At 40.7% G+C, this 17,672-nt stretch carries 13 protein-coding genes, 2 pseudogenes and 1 riboswitch; of the genes and pseudogenes, 13 read left to right on the forward strand and 2 right to left on the reverse strand.

What is annotated here, in order from left to right; genetic code table 11:
• The 5 genes and pseudogenes from FTV03_RS11725 to FTV03_RS11740 form a co-directional block, all read left to right on the forward strand.
• Positions 1-109, forward strand: a pseudogene (locus tag FTV03_RS11725) (IS701 family transposase); the annotation flags it as partial.
• Positions 110-613: 504 nt separating this feature from the next.
• Positions 614-721: pseudogene (locus tag FTV03_RS18185) on the forward strand (cation transporter); the annotation flags it as partial.
• A gap of 72 nt (positions 722-793) precedes the next feature.
• On the forward strand, positions 794-3,232 hold the full coding sequence (locus FTV03_RS11730; protein ID WP_373687963.1) for a copper-translocating P-type ATPase: 2,439 nt from the start codon (positions 794-796) through the stop codon (positions 3,230-3,232).
• A gap of 1 nt (position 3,233) precedes the next feature.
• Positions 3,234-3,653: a Cu(I)-responsive transcriptional regulator gene (gene cueR, locus FTV03_RS11735; protein ID WP_111884371.1), complete on the forward strand. Its 420-nt coding sequence runs from the start codon at positions 3,234-3,236 to the stop codon at positions 3,651-3,653.
• Positions 3,654-3,719: 66 nt separating this feature from the next.
• A complete protein-coding gene (locus FTV03_RS11740; RefSeq protein WP_078190942.1) occupies positions 3,720-3,914 on the forward strand; it encodes a heavy-metal-associated domain-containing protein in 195 nt (64 codons plus the stop codon).
• A 65-nt stretch (positions 3,915-3,979) separates the two neighbouring features.
• Here FTV03_RS11740 and FTV03_RS11745 read toward each other — a convergent pair whose 3' ends face one another.
• Positions 3,980-4,585, reverse strand: coding sequence for a TetR/AcrR family transcriptional regulator (locus FTV03_RS11745; RefSeq protein ID WP_078190941.1), 606 nt, complete (start codon positions 4,583-4,585; stop codon positions 3,980-3,982).
• Positions 4,586-5,190: 605 nt separating this feature from the next.
• Here FTV03_RS11745 and FTV03_RS11750 point away from each other — a divergent pair.
• From FTV03_RS11750 to FTV03_RS11765, 4 genes are all read left to right on the forward strand, one after another.
• The gene (locus FTV03_RS11750; RefSeq protein ID WP_180041492.1) at positions 5,191-6,969 is read left to right on the forward strand and encodes an acyl-CoA dehydrogenase C-terminal domain-containing protein; all 1,779 of its coding nucleotides are present in this window, start codon (positions 5,191-5,193) and stop codon (positions 6,967-6,969) included.
• Between the two features lie 101 nt (positions 6,970-7,070).
• Positions 7,071-8,240 (forward strand): thiolase family protein, encoded by a 1,170-nt coding sequence (locus FTV03_RS11755; protein ID WP_180041493.1) that lies wholly within the window; start codon positions 7,071-7,073, stop codon positions 8,238-8,240.
• Positions 8,241-8,372: 132 nt separating this feature from the next.
• Positions 8,373-9,872, forward strand: a complete 1,500-nt coding sequence (locus tag FTV03_RS11760) for a succinate CoA transferase (protein WP_180041494.1) — start codon at positions 8,373-8,375, stop codon at positions 9,870-9,872.
• A 222-nt stretch (positions 9,873-10,094) separates the two neighbouring features.
• Positions 10,095-10,412 (forward strand): hypothetical protein, encoded by a 318-nt coding sequence (locus FTV03_RS11765; RefSeq protein WP_111884393.1) that lies wholly within the window; start codon positions 10,095-10,097, stop codon positions 10,410-10,412.
• 89 nt (positions 10,413-10,501) lie between these two features.
• Here FTV03_RS11765 and FTV03_RS11770 read toward each other — a convergent pair whose 3' ends face one another.
• Positions 10,502-11,203 (reverse strand): HAD family phosphatase, encoded by a 702-nt coding sequence (locus FTV03_RS11770; protein ID WP_180041495.1) that lies wholly within the window; start codon positions 11,201-11,203, stop codon positions 10,502-10,504.
• A gap of 190 nt (positions 11,204-11,393) precedes the next feature.
• Here FTV03_RS11770 and FTV03_RS11775 point away from each other — a divergent pair, with 190 nt between their 5' ends.
• The 4 genes from FTV03_RS11775 to uca all read left to right on the forward strand — a co-directional run bounded on the left by FTV03_RS11775 (position 11,394) and on the right by uca (position 17,648).
• Entirely contained in the window at positions 11,394-12,287 is an 894-nt protein-coding gene (locus tag FTV03_RS11775) for a LysR substrate-binding domain-containing protein (RefSeq protein ID WP_180041496.1), read from the forward strand.
• 198 nt (positions 12,288-12,485) lie between these two features.
• A riboswitch (guanidine-I (ykkC/yxkD leader) is annotated at positions 12,486-12,597 on the forward strand.
• Between the two features lie 29 nt (positions 12,598-12,626).
• Positions 12,627-13,364 (forward strand): urea amidolyase associated protein UAAP1, encoded by a 738-nt coding sequence (locus FTV03_RS11780; RefSeq protein ID WP_180041497.1) that lies wholly within the window; start codon positions 12,627-12,629, stop codon positions 13,362-13,364.
• Positions 13,365-13,375: 11 nt separating this feature from the next.
• Complete coding sequence (locus FTV03_RS11785) at positions 13,376-14,038, forward strand: urea amidolyase associated protein UAAP2 (protein WP_180041498.1); 663 nt, start codon at positions 13,376-13,378, stop codon at positions 14,036-14,038.
• Positions 14,039-14,042: 4 nt separating this feature from the next.
• Entirely contained in the window at positions 14,043-17,648 is a 3,606-nt protein-coding gene (gene uca / locus FTV03_RS11790; protein ID WP_180041499.1) for an urea carboxylase, read from the forward strand.
• Positions 17,649-17,672: the final 24 nt, after the last annotated feature.

The following is a 17,672-nucleotide window of genomic DNA, read 5'->3' on the forward strand; positions in this document are numbered from 1 at the left end:
AAATATATATCGTTGGCAGAAGAAATTATTTAGACCAATTATCAAAAACTTCATTGATGACTTTATTCTCGATAAAAATCATCTGCTACCACAGAGAATCTATAAATGATAGTGCGTAAGTCCTAATATCCTAACTTTCGAGCGATATATTTAAACAGGAAGCCTAAGAGTATGCATATCGTGACAGCAGGGATAACCACTTGAGTGAGCCAAACATCAATATGATCTAGACTCCAACTTAAAATTAAAAATAAAAAAGCACACAAATATGCGCAGTTAAAGCAAATGTTCGACAGTTTGTACATGCGAAAGAGAGTAATTCGTTTGGTGGTCACGAATCTCTATCTTACTGAATAATGAGGAAAGGTGTAGTTTTAATATCAGAAAAATAAACTAATTGAATAATCATTATTCAATATTATTGATTATGTTTTTAAATCTTCGCAATTCTTTATACCTTAAAGAAAAGCCTTGCTGTGAGTCAGAAAAACTTGACCTTCCCATTGTGGTAAAGTTTAAGCTATAGCCTAAAACAAGCACATATGATTGGGATGTTGCCATGATAGATTCGACAGAACGCAAACTTTTTGATGGCACACTTGCTATTGAAGGGATGACCTGTGCTTCTTGTGTGGCACGGGTTGAAAAAGCCTTAAAAAAAGTCGATGGCATCACTGATGCTCAAGTGAATTTAGCCACTGAAACAGCACATGTTCAGAGTGATAAAAATGTGGATTATCCTGCTGTAATTCAGGCCGTTGAAAAGGCAGGTTTTGGCGTTGCACAAAAGCAGATTGAACTTGAAATTGAAGGGATGACTTGCGCATCGTGTGTTGCACGTGTTGAAAAAGCATTAAAGACAGTTCCAGAAGTCATAGATGCAAAAGTGAATTTGGCAACTGAAAAAGCCACGATTACAGCATTGGTATCTGTTGAAAATTCTGCATTGGCGAAGTCCGTAGAAAAAGCTGGTTTTCATATTGCACAGCCCAATATTGAATTAAATATTGATGGAATGACCTGTGCTTCATGTGTAGCACGGGTTGAAAAAGCCTTAAACGCTGTAGAAGGTGTCAGTAAAGCAACGGTAAATTTAGCCAGTGAAAAAGCCTTTGTTCAGGCTCCCACTTCAAAAACACAAGAATTGATCGCGGCAGTTAAAAAAGCGGGATATAGTGCGACCGTTGCTACGCAGCAACAACCGACAATGGCAGAAAAAAAAGCCGATGAGGCTCGATTACTCAAACGTGATTTAATCATCGCATTGGTACTTGCTGTTCCAGTTTTTATCTTGGAAATGGGATCACACATGATTCCAGCTTTTCATCATTTTATTGCGCATAATTTAGGGACACAAAATAGTTGGTATATTCAGTTTATATTAACCACTTTGGTCTTAATCCTACCCGGAAGACGCTTTTATCTGCATGGCATACCAGCACTTGCCCGACTTGCCCCGGATATGAATTCTTTGGTCGCAGTCGGGACTTTATCTGCTTATAGTTTTTCTTGTGTTGCAACATTTGCTCCGCAATTATTACCGCAAGGTACCGTTCATGTGTACTTTGAAGCAGCTGCAGTAATTGTGGCGTTGATTCTGTTGGGGCGTTTTATGGAGGCGAAAGCCAAAGGTAAAACATCGCAAGCTATTCAATACTTAGTCGGCATGCAACCCAAAACTGCACGTGTTGAGCAATCTAGTAGCTATATAGATTTGCCGATTAGTGATGTTGAAACAGGTATGTTGATTGAAATACGGCCTGGTGAACGTTGCCCAGTCGATGGTGCTGTAGTGTCTGGGAACAGTTATATTGATGAATCCATGATCAGTGGCGAGCCAATTCCTGTCGAGAAAAAAGCCGGTGATCAAGTTGTCGGTGGAACGATTAACCAAAATGGGGCCTTGAAAATACAAGCCACTGCGGTAGGTCAAGATTCTGTTTTGGCACAAATTATCCATATGGTCGAACAGGCTCAGGGTTCAAAATTACCGATTCAAGCTTTGGTGGATAAAGTCACGTTATGGTTTGTACCGGTGGTAATGGCGTTGGCGTTGATCACCTTTTTAGTTTGGTATGTAGTTGGACCTGAACCGAGTTTAACCTATGCCTTAGTCAATGCTGTAGCAGTACTGATCATCGCATGTCCATGTGCAATGGGTTTGGCAACGCCAACATCTATCATGGTCGGTACAGGGCGAGGTGCAGAGCTTGGAGTATTGTTCCGTAAAGGTGAAGCCTTACAACAACTCAAAAATACTCAAGTGGTTGCAGTCGATAAAACAGGGACATTGACGGAAGGTAAACCGAAACTGACAGATTTTGAAGTCACTGAAGCTTTTGATAAAGATCGCGTATTTCAGTTATTGGCCTCTGTAGAGCAGAAATCTGAACATCCGATTGCCTATGCCATTGTACAAGCTGCGAAAGAGATGCAAGTGCAACTTTTAGAAGTTGAACAGTTTGATTCCGTGACTGGTGCTGGGATTCAGGCGGTTGTTGAAGGACAAAGCATTTATATTGGTGCAGATCATTTGATGCATAAACTTGGTTTAGAAACACAAATCTTTTCAGCACTGGCAGAACGCATGGGCAATGAAGGGAAAACCCCGCTCTATGTCTCGATTGATCAACAGCTTGCTGCCATTGTTGCTGTAGCCGACCCGATCAAAGCCACAACCTTCGCAGCCATTCAAGCTTTGCATGATTTAGGGCTGAAAGTGGCCATGATTACAGGCGACAACCGACATACTGCTTCTGCCATAGCACGACAGTTGAAAATTGATCATGTGATCGCTGAAGTGATGCCAGATCAAAAAGTGCAATCTGTACAACAGTTGCAAAAAGAACATGGTGTTGTATGTTTTGTTGGCGATGGTATTAATGATGCGCCTGCACTTGCGCAAGCAGATGTGGGCATGGCGATTGGTACAGGGACAGATGTGGCGATAGAGGCCGCGGACGTTGTGCTTATGTCGGGTAATTTACAAATGGTGCCGACAGCAATCGCACTGAGCACAGCGACGATGAATAATATTCGCCAAAACCTATTTTGGGCATTTATTTACAATGCAGCATTGATTCCTGTCGCTGCAGGTGTGTTATATCCATTCTTTGGCATATTGCTTTCACCTATGTTCGCAGCAGGTGCAATGGCACTTTCATCGGTGTTTGTTGTGTCGAATGCCTTACGTTTAAAAGCATTTAAAGGGCCAGTTTTTCAGGAGTCTTGAGATGAATATTGGACAAGCAGCAAAAGCTTCGGGCATTTCTGCAAAAATGATCCGTTATTATGAATCGATTGGGCTGTTAAATAATGCGCAGCGCACCGATGCCGGCTATCGAGTTTACTCGGAAGCCGATATTAAAACCTTGAGTTTCTTAAGACATGCGCGTGATTTAGGTTTTTCTTCTGAACAAATGAAAGATTTACTTGGGCTTTGGAAAAATCAAAGTCGGCAAAGTGTAGAAGTTAAAGCATTGGCGTTAAAACATATCCAGACCTTAAATCAAAAAATCGCAGACTTACAGGCCATGGTTGAGATCTTGCAACAGTCTGTCGATGGGTGTGCCGGTAATGATCAAGCCGATTGTACGATTTTAAATCAAATCGAAACGGGCATGGCTGAGTGCTGCCATACAGCAAAGATTTAAATCCGCTTGACCTTACAATCGTGGCAAGGTTTATAGTGTTGTTATTAGAAAAGAAGGATGAATATCATGAAATTTCGTATTGATAATATGACATGCGGTGGTTGTGCCCGTAGCGTAACAGCAACGATTAAAGACTTAGACGAAAATGCAACGGTCACTATTGATGTAGCTACAAAATTAGTTGACGTTGAATCTAGTGCCAGTGCAGAGCAATTGATTAGCGCTTTAACCGAAGATGGCTTCCCACCTGTGATTGCATAACCTAGATATTGTTTAATGAAAAAAAAGCCGAACAATTGTTCGGCTTTTTTATTTATAAATCAATTTTATACGGCTGAAATTTTATCTGGCGTCATCAGCGCCTGATTAATATATAGCTTGATTAAACGTTCACGTGAACCAATTGATTTTTGATAATGCGTTGAATTGAGGAGTAGGGACGCACCATAAGTGACAGTCCAAATATAGGATAAATAATCACGAATCGACATTGCGCTTTCAAGTGATTTTAAATAATCACTGGTCATGTCCTTAATTTCAATAATACGTTCTTCCCGAACACGATAGAGCTCTTCAAATAACTCTTTTAATTTACGTTCATTATTGGTTAGACGTTCTTCAATGACATGTAATAATATAGTTCTATTAGAATTCAACATATTATAAAGCATATATTGTGAAACATAAGTTTTAATATCGTGATTATATTTTTTTGAAATTTCTAATAATCGTTTTTCATTTAAAATAATAAGTTCTAAATATAATTGGTTTTTACTTTTAAAATGTTTATAAATCGTGCCTTTGGCAATATCTAGTTCACAAGCTAACTCACTTAAGGTGATGTCTTGATTATTATCTAATAGCAGGGTTTCTGCCATGGCTAAAATTTTTTCCTTGCGAAGGATAAAATTTTGTTGGCGTACTGAACTCATGATACCTGTTCCATAAACAGCTTGAGGGTGAACAAGCCTAGCTTAAGCTAAATCTTGTGAATCTTACATTCCACTATGGTCTCAAATATTACATAAATTGGTTTAAAAATAAACACATTAGTAGAGTGCGTAAAGCATATAGAATTCATAGCATAAAATTAATGTCAATAAAACTGAACCCTTGAGGTCATTTTTTTGAAATAAAATTCCATTTTTATTTTTTTTAATTTATTGTCTTTTCGCTTTTACAACAAAAGCAGCATTTAACAAAACGGTCTTGGTTGTTATGTTATTAATACAACCTAAATTAAACATGATTATGGGTACTATTATGTTTGGTTTTAATCAATTACCAATTATAAATTTAGTCAACTCAATAAATTTATTTAAGTGTAATAAAATAATGCTGCTCAAAATATCAGGTGGTTATTTTTCACTTGTCGGTAAAAACACATTATCTATATTCTTTTTAGATATCTATCTGAAAAAACAGATCTTTAAAAAATCCACACAAAATTGATTTGATGATTTTGTGCGGGAGCGTGCAACTTTAAAAAAGTACTTTGTCAAAGACGCTGACAAAGCCTGTAGAAAAGGAAAGTACAATGCCAATATACAATGCGCCGTTAAAGGACATGGACTTCATCTTAAATGATGTATTCAATGCAGATGAGTTCTGGCAGTCAAATGAAAACTTAGCTCATATTGATATGGCGACTGCAAATGCCATTTTAGAAGAAATGGCTAAGTTTTCTAAAAACGTTATTCTAGACTTGAACCGTACAGCCGATGAAGAAGGTGGTGCGCAGTTTAGTAATGGTGTTGTTACTACGCCTACAGGGTTTAAAGACGCTTTTAAACAATTCGCTGAAGGTGGCTGGGTGGGTTTAGGCGCTTCTGAAGAATGGGGCGGCCAAAACATGCCGAAAATGTTGACAGTACTTGCTGACGAAATGATTTGGAGTACCAATCCATCATTTATGTTGTATCCACTACTGACTGTGGGTGCAGGTATGGCGATTAATGACCGTGCTTCGCAAGAGCAAAAAGAAACCTATCTTCCAAAATTTTATACGGGTGAATGGTCAGGCACTATGTGTTTAACTGAACCACATTCAGGGACTGATTTGGGGATCATTAAAACCAAAGCAGAGCCGAATGAAGATGGTTCATTTAATATTACAGGCACGAAAATTTTCATCACCAGTGGTGAACATGATCTGTGTGAAAACATCATCCATCTTGTGTTAGCAAAAACGCCAAATGCACCTGCGGGTTCACGTGGTATTTCATTGTTTATCGTTCCAAAATTCCATGTCAATGCCGATGGCTCAGTCGGTGAACGTAATGCTGTTTCAGCGGGTTCAATTGAACACAAGATGGGTATTAAAGGTTCTGCAACGTGTGTTATGAACTTTGATGGTGCCAAAGGTTATATCGTTGGTAAAGAAAACGAAGGTCTTGCGGCGATGTTTGTCATGATGAACTATGAACGTTTATCGATGGGTATCCAAGGGATTGGCGCTGCAGAATTTGCTTACCAAAATGCTGCACAGTATGCGACTGATCGTCTACAAGGTCGTTCTGCGACAGGTGTGAAATCTCCTGAAAAACCAGCAGACTCTATTTTAGTACATGGTGATGTACGTCGTATGTTGTTGAATGTACGCGCCAACAACGAAGCATCTCGTGCATTTGCTGTGTATGTTGGCCAGCAACTGGATATTACAAAATATTCAACTGACGAAGCTGCAGTGAAAAAAGCCAATGACCGCGTGGCTTTATTGACACCTATTGCAAAAGCCTACCTAACAGATACAGCCCTACAAGCTACTTTAGAAGCGCAAATGTGCTTTGGTGGTCATGGCTATATCCGTGAATGGGGTATGGAGCAATGCATTCGTGACTTACGTATTTCACAGATTTACGAAGGCACAAATGGCGTACAAGCGATTGATTTAATTGGACGCAAAACCACGAAATGTAATGGTGCATTTATTGCCGAATACATTGCTGAAATTCGTGACTTTGCTGCAACCATGGCTGATTCAAAAGTTAAATCTGCAGCATTGCAAGTTTCTGACGAAGTTGAAGCATTAACGCAATTCATTGTAGAACAATCTAAGACCACCCCAGACTTTAGCAGTTCGGTGGCAGTCGATTACCTGCACGCTGTTGGTTTACTTAGCTTTGTGTATATGTTTGCGCGTATTAGCAAAGCTGCGGCTGCAAAACCAGAGAGCTTCTTCCAAAACAAACTGGTACTCGCAGATTTCTATGTTGAGAAAGTTCTACCTGACCTTGCTGCCCGTGCTCAACGCATTAAAGCAGGTTCTGAACTTATCATGCAGCTATCTGAAGAATACTTCACCGCTCAATCTTAAAGTTTCATCGAAACCACTGTGAAAAACATTAAGATGGAAAATCTGAGGAACCAGTCATGGTTCCTTGGGGTTAAAAGATTTAAAACAGGATGAAATAAGAAATGATTGTAATTGTAGATGGCGTACGTACAGCGATGGGTGGTTTTCAGGGTTCACTTTCATCTTGTACAGCCCCAGACTTAGGTGCTGCAGCGATTCAGGCTGTTGTTGCACGTGCAGGTTTAGAACCTACAGATATTGACGAAGTTATTTTTGGCTGTGTATTACCAGCAGGTCTTAAACAAGGTCCTGCACGCCAAGCGATGCGTCAAGCAGGCTTACCAGATACAACGGGTGCCACCACGATTAATAAAATCTGTGGTTCAGGCATGAAGGCGGTGATGCAAGCAGCTGATGCGATTAAAGCTGGTTCTGCCAATATTGTGGTTGCTGGTGGTATGGAGTCGATGTCAAATGCGCCATATTTACTTGAAAAAGCGCGTTCAGGCTATCGTATGGGTCATGGTAAAACCACTGATCACATGTTCCAAGAAGGCTTAGAAGATGCTGAGACAGGTTTGTCGATGGGCATCCTTGCACAAGATATGGCAGATAAAAAAGGCTATACACGTGAACAACAAGATGCTTTTGCCATCAACTCACTCAATAAAGCCGTTGCAGCGATTCAAGGTGGTTTCTTTAAAAATGAAATCGTGCCGGTTACCGTTAAAAGCCGTAAAGGTGACGTCGTTGTTGACACAGATGAACAGCCTTTAAGTGCTAAGCCTGAAAAAATCCCTACACTGCGTCCTGCATTCAAAAAAGACGGCACGATCACAGCTGCCAATGCCAGCTCAATTTCTGACGGTGCATCTGCTTTGGTGGTTACATCAGAAGAAACGGCCCAAGCACGTGGTTTAACACCACTGGCAAAAGTCGTTGCTTATGCTACAAATTCACAGCATCCGTCAGAGTTCACTATTGCTCCAGTCGGTGCTATTGAGAAAGTACTTGCACAAGCCGGTTGGGATGCACAAGAAGTTGACCTGTGGGAAGTCAATGAAGCATTTGCCATGGTTACAATGCTGGCAATTGATGGATTTAACTTAGATGAAGCAAAAGTGAACATTCATGGTGGTGCTTGCTCACTTGGTCACCCACTAGGTTCATCAGGTTCACGTATTATTGTGACGCTGATTCATGCCTTAAAACGCACTGGCGGTAAAAGAGGTGTAGCAGCACTATGTATTGGTGGCGGTGAAGCAACTGCAATTGCGGTTGAACTGATTTAATTTGCCTCAATTTATATAAGTAAGCTTTTAGATAAGTACGTTTTAGATAAGCAATAACAAACGCTATCTCAGTTCGCTGGGATGGCGAAAAAAGATGTTTATTTTGAGATATTTATTTTTTGAGATTTAATTATGAATGGTTTAGATCGCATTCGCTTACTCTCCCTTCGCGACAAAGTGATGTCTGCTGAAAAAGCGATTGAGTTAATTCAAGATGGTTCAGTGGTTGGTTTAAGTGGTTTTGGTGGTGCAGGTGAGGCAAAGACGGTTCCTTTGGCGCTTGCAGATCATGCAGTTTCACATCCTCTTCGTATCACTTTGGCAACGGGTGCTAGTTTAGGAAATAGTATCGATGGTCGTCTCAATGCGGCACATGCGATAGAACGTCGTTATCCGTATCAGGCAGATCCTGGTTTACGTAAAGCCATTAACGCTGGCGAGGTCATGTATATTGACCAACACTTGTCTGAAATGGCTGACAATATTCGTCATCATAATTTACCGCGCATTAATGTGGCCGTTATTGCAGCGACTGCAATTACAGAAGATGGTCAAGTTATTCCGACAGGTTCATGTGGTAACTCAGCCAATTTCATTGAAATGGCAGATCATGTGATTATTGAAATTGATAATACGATTAACCCAGTGCTAGAAGGTGTACATGATATTTATGTGCCGAAAGTGCGACCAAACCGTGGGCCAATTCCACTGACTCAGGTCGGTGAACGTATCGGTACGATTGGGATCAATGTCAGCCCCGATAAGATTTCAGCTATTGTGTTGAATGATCTGCCAGATACCCAGTTTAAAATGGATGAACCTGATGCTGAAACCCTAGCGATTGCTCAGCATCTGATTGATTTCTTTGAAGGTGAAGTCGCAGCAGGGCGTTTGCCTGAAAATTTAGGCCCGCTACAGTCAGGTGTGGGTTCGATTGCCAACGCTGTATTTGCCGGTTTTGAGCATTCTAATTTCCATGATTTGGAAATGTATTCAGAAGTACTACAAGACTGTACTTTCCAGCTAATTGATTCTGGAAAAATGAAATTTGCCTCAGGCTGTTCAATGACATTGTCTGAGCCTTGCGCACAGCATGTGATGAACAATTTTGATCAGTACAAAGATAAAATTGTGTTACGTCCACAAGAGCTATCTAATAACCCTGAAATCATTCGACGTTTAGGCATTATCGCGATTAATACGGCGCTTGAGTTTGATATTTACGGAAACGTAAATTCGACCCATGTGACGGGTACGAAAATGATGAACGGTATCGGTGGTTCAGGAGACTTTACTCGTCATGCGCACATTGCCATTTTTGTAACCAAGTCGATTGCAAAAGGCGGTGCGATTTCATCTGTAGTCCCAATGGTGAGTCATACCGACCATACTGACCATGACGTTGATATCGTGGTTACAGAGCAGGGCTTGGCAGATTTACGTGGTCTTTCACCACGTGAGCGTGCACGTAAAGTCATTGAAATCTGTGCGCATCCAGATTATCGCGCAGCATTGTTGAGCTACTTTGAACGCGCATGTGAGCGTGGTGGTCAAACGCCGCATATTTTAAAAGAGGCTTTATCTTGGCATGCCACTTTTGAAGAAACTGGTTCAATGCGTCAAATCGTATAAATCTAAAGATTGAAAATTTTTAAATAAGCCCATGATCAAGTGGGCTTATTTTTTATGAAAGACTACAAATGTTTCAAAACATGACAAAAGAAAAACAGCAGCACTTGGTTTGAAACTTTTGCACAACACGAACGGTCTTAAGTTCTGTTCAAGGCTTTCTATAATGCAAAATTCATTGACAAAGAAGGTCAGTATTTTGAAAAAGATTCAATTTTTTTTGCGATGTTGTTCGCAGTTCTCCTCACTGCATGTAAACAAAGTCCAGCGCCTGATTATGCTGGAACATGGCAAAATACCGCAGTAGATCCGCAACTTGAAAATGCGTTGATTATTAGTAAAAATGGTGAAAACTATTTCATTACCAATACTTTAAAAGATAAACAAAGTGGTAAATCTGAAAAGAAAAATCCTGTACCTGCATCTGTCGCTGAATCTGGTTTACTGGCTGTAAACTCTGGTACAGGTGCTGTTGAATTTGCGATTGACGAAAAAACTGGAAATTTAGTTGGGTCTGGATCAATTTATAAAAAAGTAAAATAGATCAATTATCTATAGATGCAAAAATATCAAAAGCAGCCTCTAAGTTGGGCTGCTTTTTAACTTTTAAGCGAACGTTTATTTACTTTAACTTAGTTCAGAACCGAAGAGAAATCATGGATAAAATAATCCGCTTTATTTTTGATTTGCTCAATTTCGTGCTCTGAATATGCATCATACACGGCAACCACTTCAATGCCTGCTGCATTTGCAGCTTCTACACCAATGAGTGAATCTTCAAAAATTAAACATTCTTCAGGTCGAACTGCAAAATGTTCAATCGCCTGTAAATAGACTTCAGGATGCGGCTTAATATTTTTGACACTTTCACGGGTCAGGATCAGATCAAAGCTATTTTCAAAATGCAGCATTGGATAGATGTTAATATTTTTTTGATATCGATAAATATTTTGCAAGCTGGTCGTGGTGGTAATTGCCACCTGAATGCCTTGCTGAATGAGCTGTTGAACAAATAACGCTGCATGTGGTTTAAGCAAGATGATATGTTCTAAAAAATGCTGTGAAATGGCATATCGTTGCTGTTTGATTTGATCTGCTGTGTGTTGTTCAATCTTATAAGTATCTTTTAGATAGTTACAATACATTAAGTAAGGGTCTGGTGTGTTTTTAAATAATTGCAGCTGAATGTCACGTTCACGTTGAATTAAACCCAGTTGGATGGTTTGTCCAGTTAACTGTTGAATCAAATCTGCGTCGACCTGATTCCACACGCCAACAGAGTCGATAAGTGTGCCATCTAAATCAAAACAAACCAGTTTTTTTCCTTGAAGCATGTTGATATCCAAATTCGTGCTGGGTCTATTATGCGGACTGATTGGAGTGTTGAAAAGCCAAATGCAACTGAGCAGGCTAAACTGGCGTTTCATCTGCAATAAAAGTAATATTTCGTTATTGGCTTTTTGTATAATTCAGCAGATGATGCACAGCATAACTTGCAATATTTAATTAGGGACTAAATTTTTCGTGTTTGAATTGGACTGTAAACTTCTTAGCATTTTTTTTCATGTTTATAAGTACAAAAATGTATCGCAAGCTGCTGAACACTTGCAAATGAGCCAGCCTACAGTCAGTAATATTTTAAATAAAATACGACAGCATTATAACGACCCCTTATTTTTACGTATCGGCAATGAAATGGTGCCTACGGAGTTATCGCGTCAATTATTTCCTTTAGTCAGCGAATCCTTGAGTAAAGTCGAAGCCATTAATAATTTTACGATTAATTTTGATCAAGCCATTTCAGATCAACAATTTACTCTAGCCATGACCGATGTTTCTCATTTGGTTTTATTGCCTAAAATCAGCCAATATCTAAAAAAACACGCGCCACAAATACGTCTAAATGTACGACCGATTACCACTGAAACCAGTTATCAAATGGCGAATGGTGAAATTGATTTAGCATTGGGTTTTTTACCGCATTTGGAAAGCGGCTTTTATCAGCAAAAACTGTTTGAGCAATATTATGTGGTGATTGCAGCTAAGGATCATCCACGATTAAAGGGTGACACCATTACAACTGAGCAATATTTATCAGAGTCGCACATTGATATTGATGCAGGGATGGGGCACTACCATATTGAAAATGAGCTGCTTAACCTTGATTTAAAACGTGATATTTTGATGCGTTTACCTAGTTATTTAGGTGTAGGCTTAGTCGTGCAAGACACTGATGCGATTGCTACTGTGCCGTATTACTTGAGTGAAGTATTGCTTTCGCGCGGCAACTTAAAAATATTTGACGCACCGATTGCATTTCCAACCTATGGCGTGAAGCAATATTGGCATATGTCTTGCCATCATAAAACCAGCCATCAATGGCTACGTCATATGTTCCATGAGATATTGGTAAAATAATTTTTATGCATTACATAAAGCCCAAAAATGATTTTGGGCTTTTTTTTTTGCAATTTTTGCAGCAATTTTGTGCATGGGCTGCACCCGATTTGGTCATGCTATAGCTCAATACTATAAAAAAGTCTAATAAATAGCAGTATTACGTTTATATAAATTGGTAATACTAAATTGGCACAGCCTTTGCATTTCTACATACATCATAAAGTGATCTAGGGTTCCGATACATCTTCATGTATGACCGCGACCGAGAGTTCACGGCTTCGTTTTAATTCAAAGCAAAGCTGCACGGAGGGATAAAAGCCCGGGAGGTAAACAGTTAAGAATTAGGCAGAGGCTGCAATGAGCACAATACATTATCATGACGATAAAGCACTATGGACTGAACTTTTACCGGGTGGACACCACTGGTCAGCGCGTATTCAGCGTGGGGCAGTATTACAGCTTAAATCGCTAGGGCAAAATGCCAATGTGGCACTGTACTGTGTAAATAGTGAAGATAAGCTTGAACGCTACAACATGCCAGATAGTCTTAAAGGGCAGCACACGGCATATTTAAGTACGGGTCATATTTTGGCATCGGATTTAGGCCGTGCCATGATCTCGATTGTGAAAGATGATCATGCTTGGAATGATGCTTTTTGTGCACCAAGTACCGCACAACAAATCGAACAACAATTTGGTTCAAAAACTTTCCAAGATGCCCGTAATGATATGTACCGTAATGGCAAAGATAGCTTATTGCTTGAAATGACCAAGTTTGGCTTATCTGCAACTGACCTCAGCAGTACCTTAAATTTATTCTCTAAAGTTCAACCTGATGACAATGGCAACTTAAGTTATGTTGCATCGGACAATACAAATCAAGTCATTGAACTGCGCTTTGAAATGGATTGTTTGGTCTTTTTATCTAGTGCACCACATGGATTAGATAACAGCACGGAATATGCACCTGCCGATGTTCAATTGTATTTATACAAAGCACTTCCTTTACTTGATACCGATGTATGTCGTGATTCATGCCCGCAAAATCAACGTGCTTTTCAAAATAATAAACGCTATTACGCTTTAACGGCTTGAGGGGGATGATCATGACTGCATTAGTAAACCCAACACAAAATTTTGAAAAATCAGTGTTAAGCGAAGTATGTCCTGCTGGTGAAGCATGGATGTGCGAAGTCAAAAAAGGGCAATATTTTCGTATCGTTGACCTCGAAGGTAATCAAGCTGTCGATACCTTATTTATTTCAAGCCTAAACCGTGAAGAGCGTTATAGCGCAACCGATACATTGGCTATTAATCAACAAATCTATTTAGAAAAAGGCACAGCTCTATACACCAACTTTGGCCATAAAATTGCCACCATCCATGACGATAATTGTGGCCGTCATGACACCTTAGGCGGTGCATGTTCATGTGAGAGCAACACTGTTCGCTATGCACATGACAAATTTCCAATGCACAGTTGCCGTAATAATTTCATGATTGCGTTGTCACAACATCCGATTGCAAAAAAACATGGCTTAAACGTGCGCCATATCGGCCCAAATATTAACTTCTTTATGAATGTGCCTGTGACCGCTGAGGGACATTTAAAATTTGATGACGGTATTTCTGCACCGGGAAAATATGTAGAGATTAAAGCCGAAATGGATTTGGTCGTATTGATCTCAAACTGCCCACAACTGAATAACCCATGTAATGCCTATAACCCAACAAAAATTCAATTGATCATTCGTGAAGGCGAGGAGTAATACCATGTTCAATAAAGTCCTCATTGCCAACCGTGGTGCAATCGCTTGCCGTGTGATCCGTACACTGAAAAAATTAGGCATTCAGTCCGTTGCAGTGTATTCAGAAGCAGATCGTGATTCTTTGCATGTGACCTTAGCTGATGAAGCGGTATTTATTGGTGATAGTCCTGCCAGCCAAAGCTATTTAAATGTCGATAAAATTTTAGAAGTTGCAAAGCAAACAGGTGCAGAAGCGATTCATCCCGGCTATGGCTTCTTGTCTGAAAATGCAGAATTTTGTGATCTGTGTGAAGCGCAAGGCATTGTATTTTTAGGGCCAAATTCGGCACAAATGAAATCATTTGGCTTAAAACATATTGCACGTGAACTTGCAATTCAAGCCAATGTACCACTTCTTCCGGGCAGTCAGCTTTTGGCAGATGAAGCCGAAGCCTTAACGGAAGCTAAACGTATTGGTTATCCTGTGATGCTGAAAAGTACCGCAGGCGGTGGCGGTATTGGTATGCGTTTGGTGTGGAATGAAGAAGAGTTGAAAGATGCTTATTCTACGGTTTCATATCTTGCCCAAGCCAACTTTAAAGATGCAGGCTTGTACCTCGAAAAATTCGTACAAAATGCCCGTCATATCGAAGTGCAGATTTTTGGTGATGGCAATGGCTTAGTTTTAGCACTCGGTGAGCGTGATTGTTCGGTGCAGCGCCGAAACCAAAAAGTGATTGAGGAAACCCCAGCACCGCATATCAATGATGATCAACGTGCCTATATTCAATCGATTGCGATTGGGTTGATGCAGTCGGTGAATTACCGTTCGGCAGGTACAGTTGAGTTTGTGATGGATACCGACACACAGGAATTCTATTTCTTAGAAGTGAATACCCGTCTGCAAGTTGAACATGGCGTGACAGAGCAAGTGTTTGGTGTCGATCTTGTGGAATGGATGGTGACTTTAGGCAGTGGTGATTGGATTACACCAACAGAACAACTTGAATCGAAAGGTCATTCAATTCAAGTGCGTCTGTATGCCGAAGACCCAATCAAAAACTTCCAACCTAGTGCAGGGCTTTTAACGCACGTTGAATTTGATGCCAATGCGCGTAATGAAACGTGGGTGGAAACGGGTTCAAATGTATCGTCATTCTATGACCCGATGATTGCCAAAATCATTGTCACGGCAGATGACCGCGATTCAGCAATTCAAGCCATGACCGAAACACTTGCCAAAACATCGGTTGCAGGCATCGAAACCAATCTTGAATATCTACAAAATATTATCGACTGCGATGTATTTAAAGCCGGTACGCAAACCACACGTTTCTTAAATACATTTGAGTGGAAAACCCAAAAAATTGAAGTGTTGCAATCAGGCATTCAAACTTCTGTGCAAGATGTGACAGGTCGTTTGGGGTACTGGGATGTCGGTGTGCCACCATCAGGTGCCATTGATCCACTATCACTGAATGTCGCAAACCAGTTACTTGGTAATGCCTATAACACTGCAGGCTTAGAATGTACGCTACAAGGTCCGACTTTAAAATTCCATTGTGACAGCCAAATCGTGCTTGCCGGGGGCGATATGCCGTCGACTTTAGATGGTCAGTCTGTGCCAATGTGGCAAACCGTCAATGTGTGTAAAGGTCAGATTTTAAAATGTGGCAAAATCGCGACAGGTTGCCGTACTTATATCGGCATCAAAGGTGGTCTGAATGTGCCTGAATATCTCGGCTCACAAGCGACTTTTACCTTGGGGCAGTTTGGTGGTCATGCCGGGCGTAACTTACTGATTGGCGATATGCTCCCAATTACAGCATTCACAAGCGATGAAATTAAAGCTCTTGCGCCTGAACAAGTGCCAACGTTTAGTCATGAATGGGAAATTGCGGTGATGTACGGCCCGCATGGTGCACCAGACTTCTTTACTAAAAAAGACATTGATACCTTCTTTGCCAATACTTTTGAGATTCACTTTAACTCAAGCCGTACAGGTATTCGTTTGATTGGTCCAAAACCTGAATGGGCACGTGAGGATGGTGGTGAAGCGGGTCTGCATCCATCGAATATTCATGACAATGCATACGCGATTGGTGCGATTGATTTCACAGGCGATATGCCGATTATCTTGGGTCCAGATGGTCCAAGTTTAGGAGGCTTTGTTTGTCCTGCCGTGGTGATTAATTCTGAGCTTTGGAAACTCGGTCAATTGAAAGCAGGAGACAAAGTCAAATTTATACCTGTGAGTTATCATCAAGCTAAGCTCTTAAATGAAAAATATCATGTGCAATTAGAAGCATCTAATAAGCAGGCTGTGGCATTTGATGAGTCATTTTATCCTGAACTTTCCACCTTAAAAAATGCAGTGCTTGATACTTTAAAAGGTCAGAATGGCTTGCCGGATGTGGTGTATCGTCCTGCGGGCAATAACTACATGTTGGTGGAATATGGTGAGTTGGTTTTAGATTTAAACCTACGTTTCCGTATTCATGCACTCATGCAATGGGTTCAAAAGCAAAATATCACAGGGATTATTGATCTCACACCGGGGATTCGTTCGCTACAAATCCATTTTGATTCGATCAAGCTTGATCAAATTGATTTACTGCGTTTATTACAAGTCGCTGAAGCTGAACTGCCTGATGTGACTGAAATGCAAGTCCCATCACGTACCGTGTATTTACCACTCGCTTGGGAAGATTCGCAAACGCAATTGGCAACGGAACGCTATATGCAAACCGTACGTCCAGATGCGCCATGGTGTCCTGACAATATTGAGTTTATCCGTCGTATTAATGGTTTAAAAGACAAACAAGCGGTCAAAGATGTGGTTTATGACGCGAGTTATTTGGTCATGGGTTTGGGCGATGTGTATTTGGGTGCACCTGTCGCAACACCACTTGATCCACGTCAGCGTTTAGTCACCACCAAATATAATCCTGCACGAACTTGGACACCTGAAAATGCTGTCGGTATTGGTGGTGCATATATGTGTGTCTATGGCATGGAAGGTCCGGGGGGCTATCAGTTCGTCGGTCGTACCACGCAAATGTGGTCACGCTACCGCAAAAATGCCGATTTTGAACAAGGCAAGCCATGGTTATTACGCTTCTTCGACCAAATTAAATTCTATGAAGTGTCTGAAACTGAACTCATGCAAATGCGTGAGGACTTTAAAGCAGGACGCTTAAAACTGCGTGTAGAAGAAGGTGTATTAAACCTAAAAGAATACAATGAATTCTTGACTGAAAATGCCGAATCTATCTCAGCATTTAAATCCATCCAACAAGCCAATTTTGATGAAGAACGTCGTCGCTGGCATGAGGCAGGACTTGCAGAATATGTCTCTGAAAGTTTAGATGCGGTCGATGATAGTGAAGGTGTTGAAGTGCCTGAAGGTGGCTGTGCAGTGGAGTCGCATATGCCGGGTTCAATTTGGAAAATTGAATGTCAGTCAGGTGATATTGTCGAAGAGGGGGCAACGTTAGCCGTCATTGAAGCGATGAAGATTGAGATTCCAATTATTGCGCCTGAGCGTATGAAGGTGGAAGAGATTGTCATTGAAAAAGGGCAAACGGTAAAAACAGGACAAGTGTTGTTTACCTTGGCGCCAGTGGCTTAAATAATCCTCCCTGACCCTCCTTTG

The organism is Acinetobacter sp. YH12218, assembly GCF_013417925.1.
Taxonomy (GTDB): domain Bacteria; phylum Pseudomonadota; class Gammaproteobacteria; order Pseudomonadales; family Moraxellaceae; genus Acinetobacter; species Acinetobacter amyesii.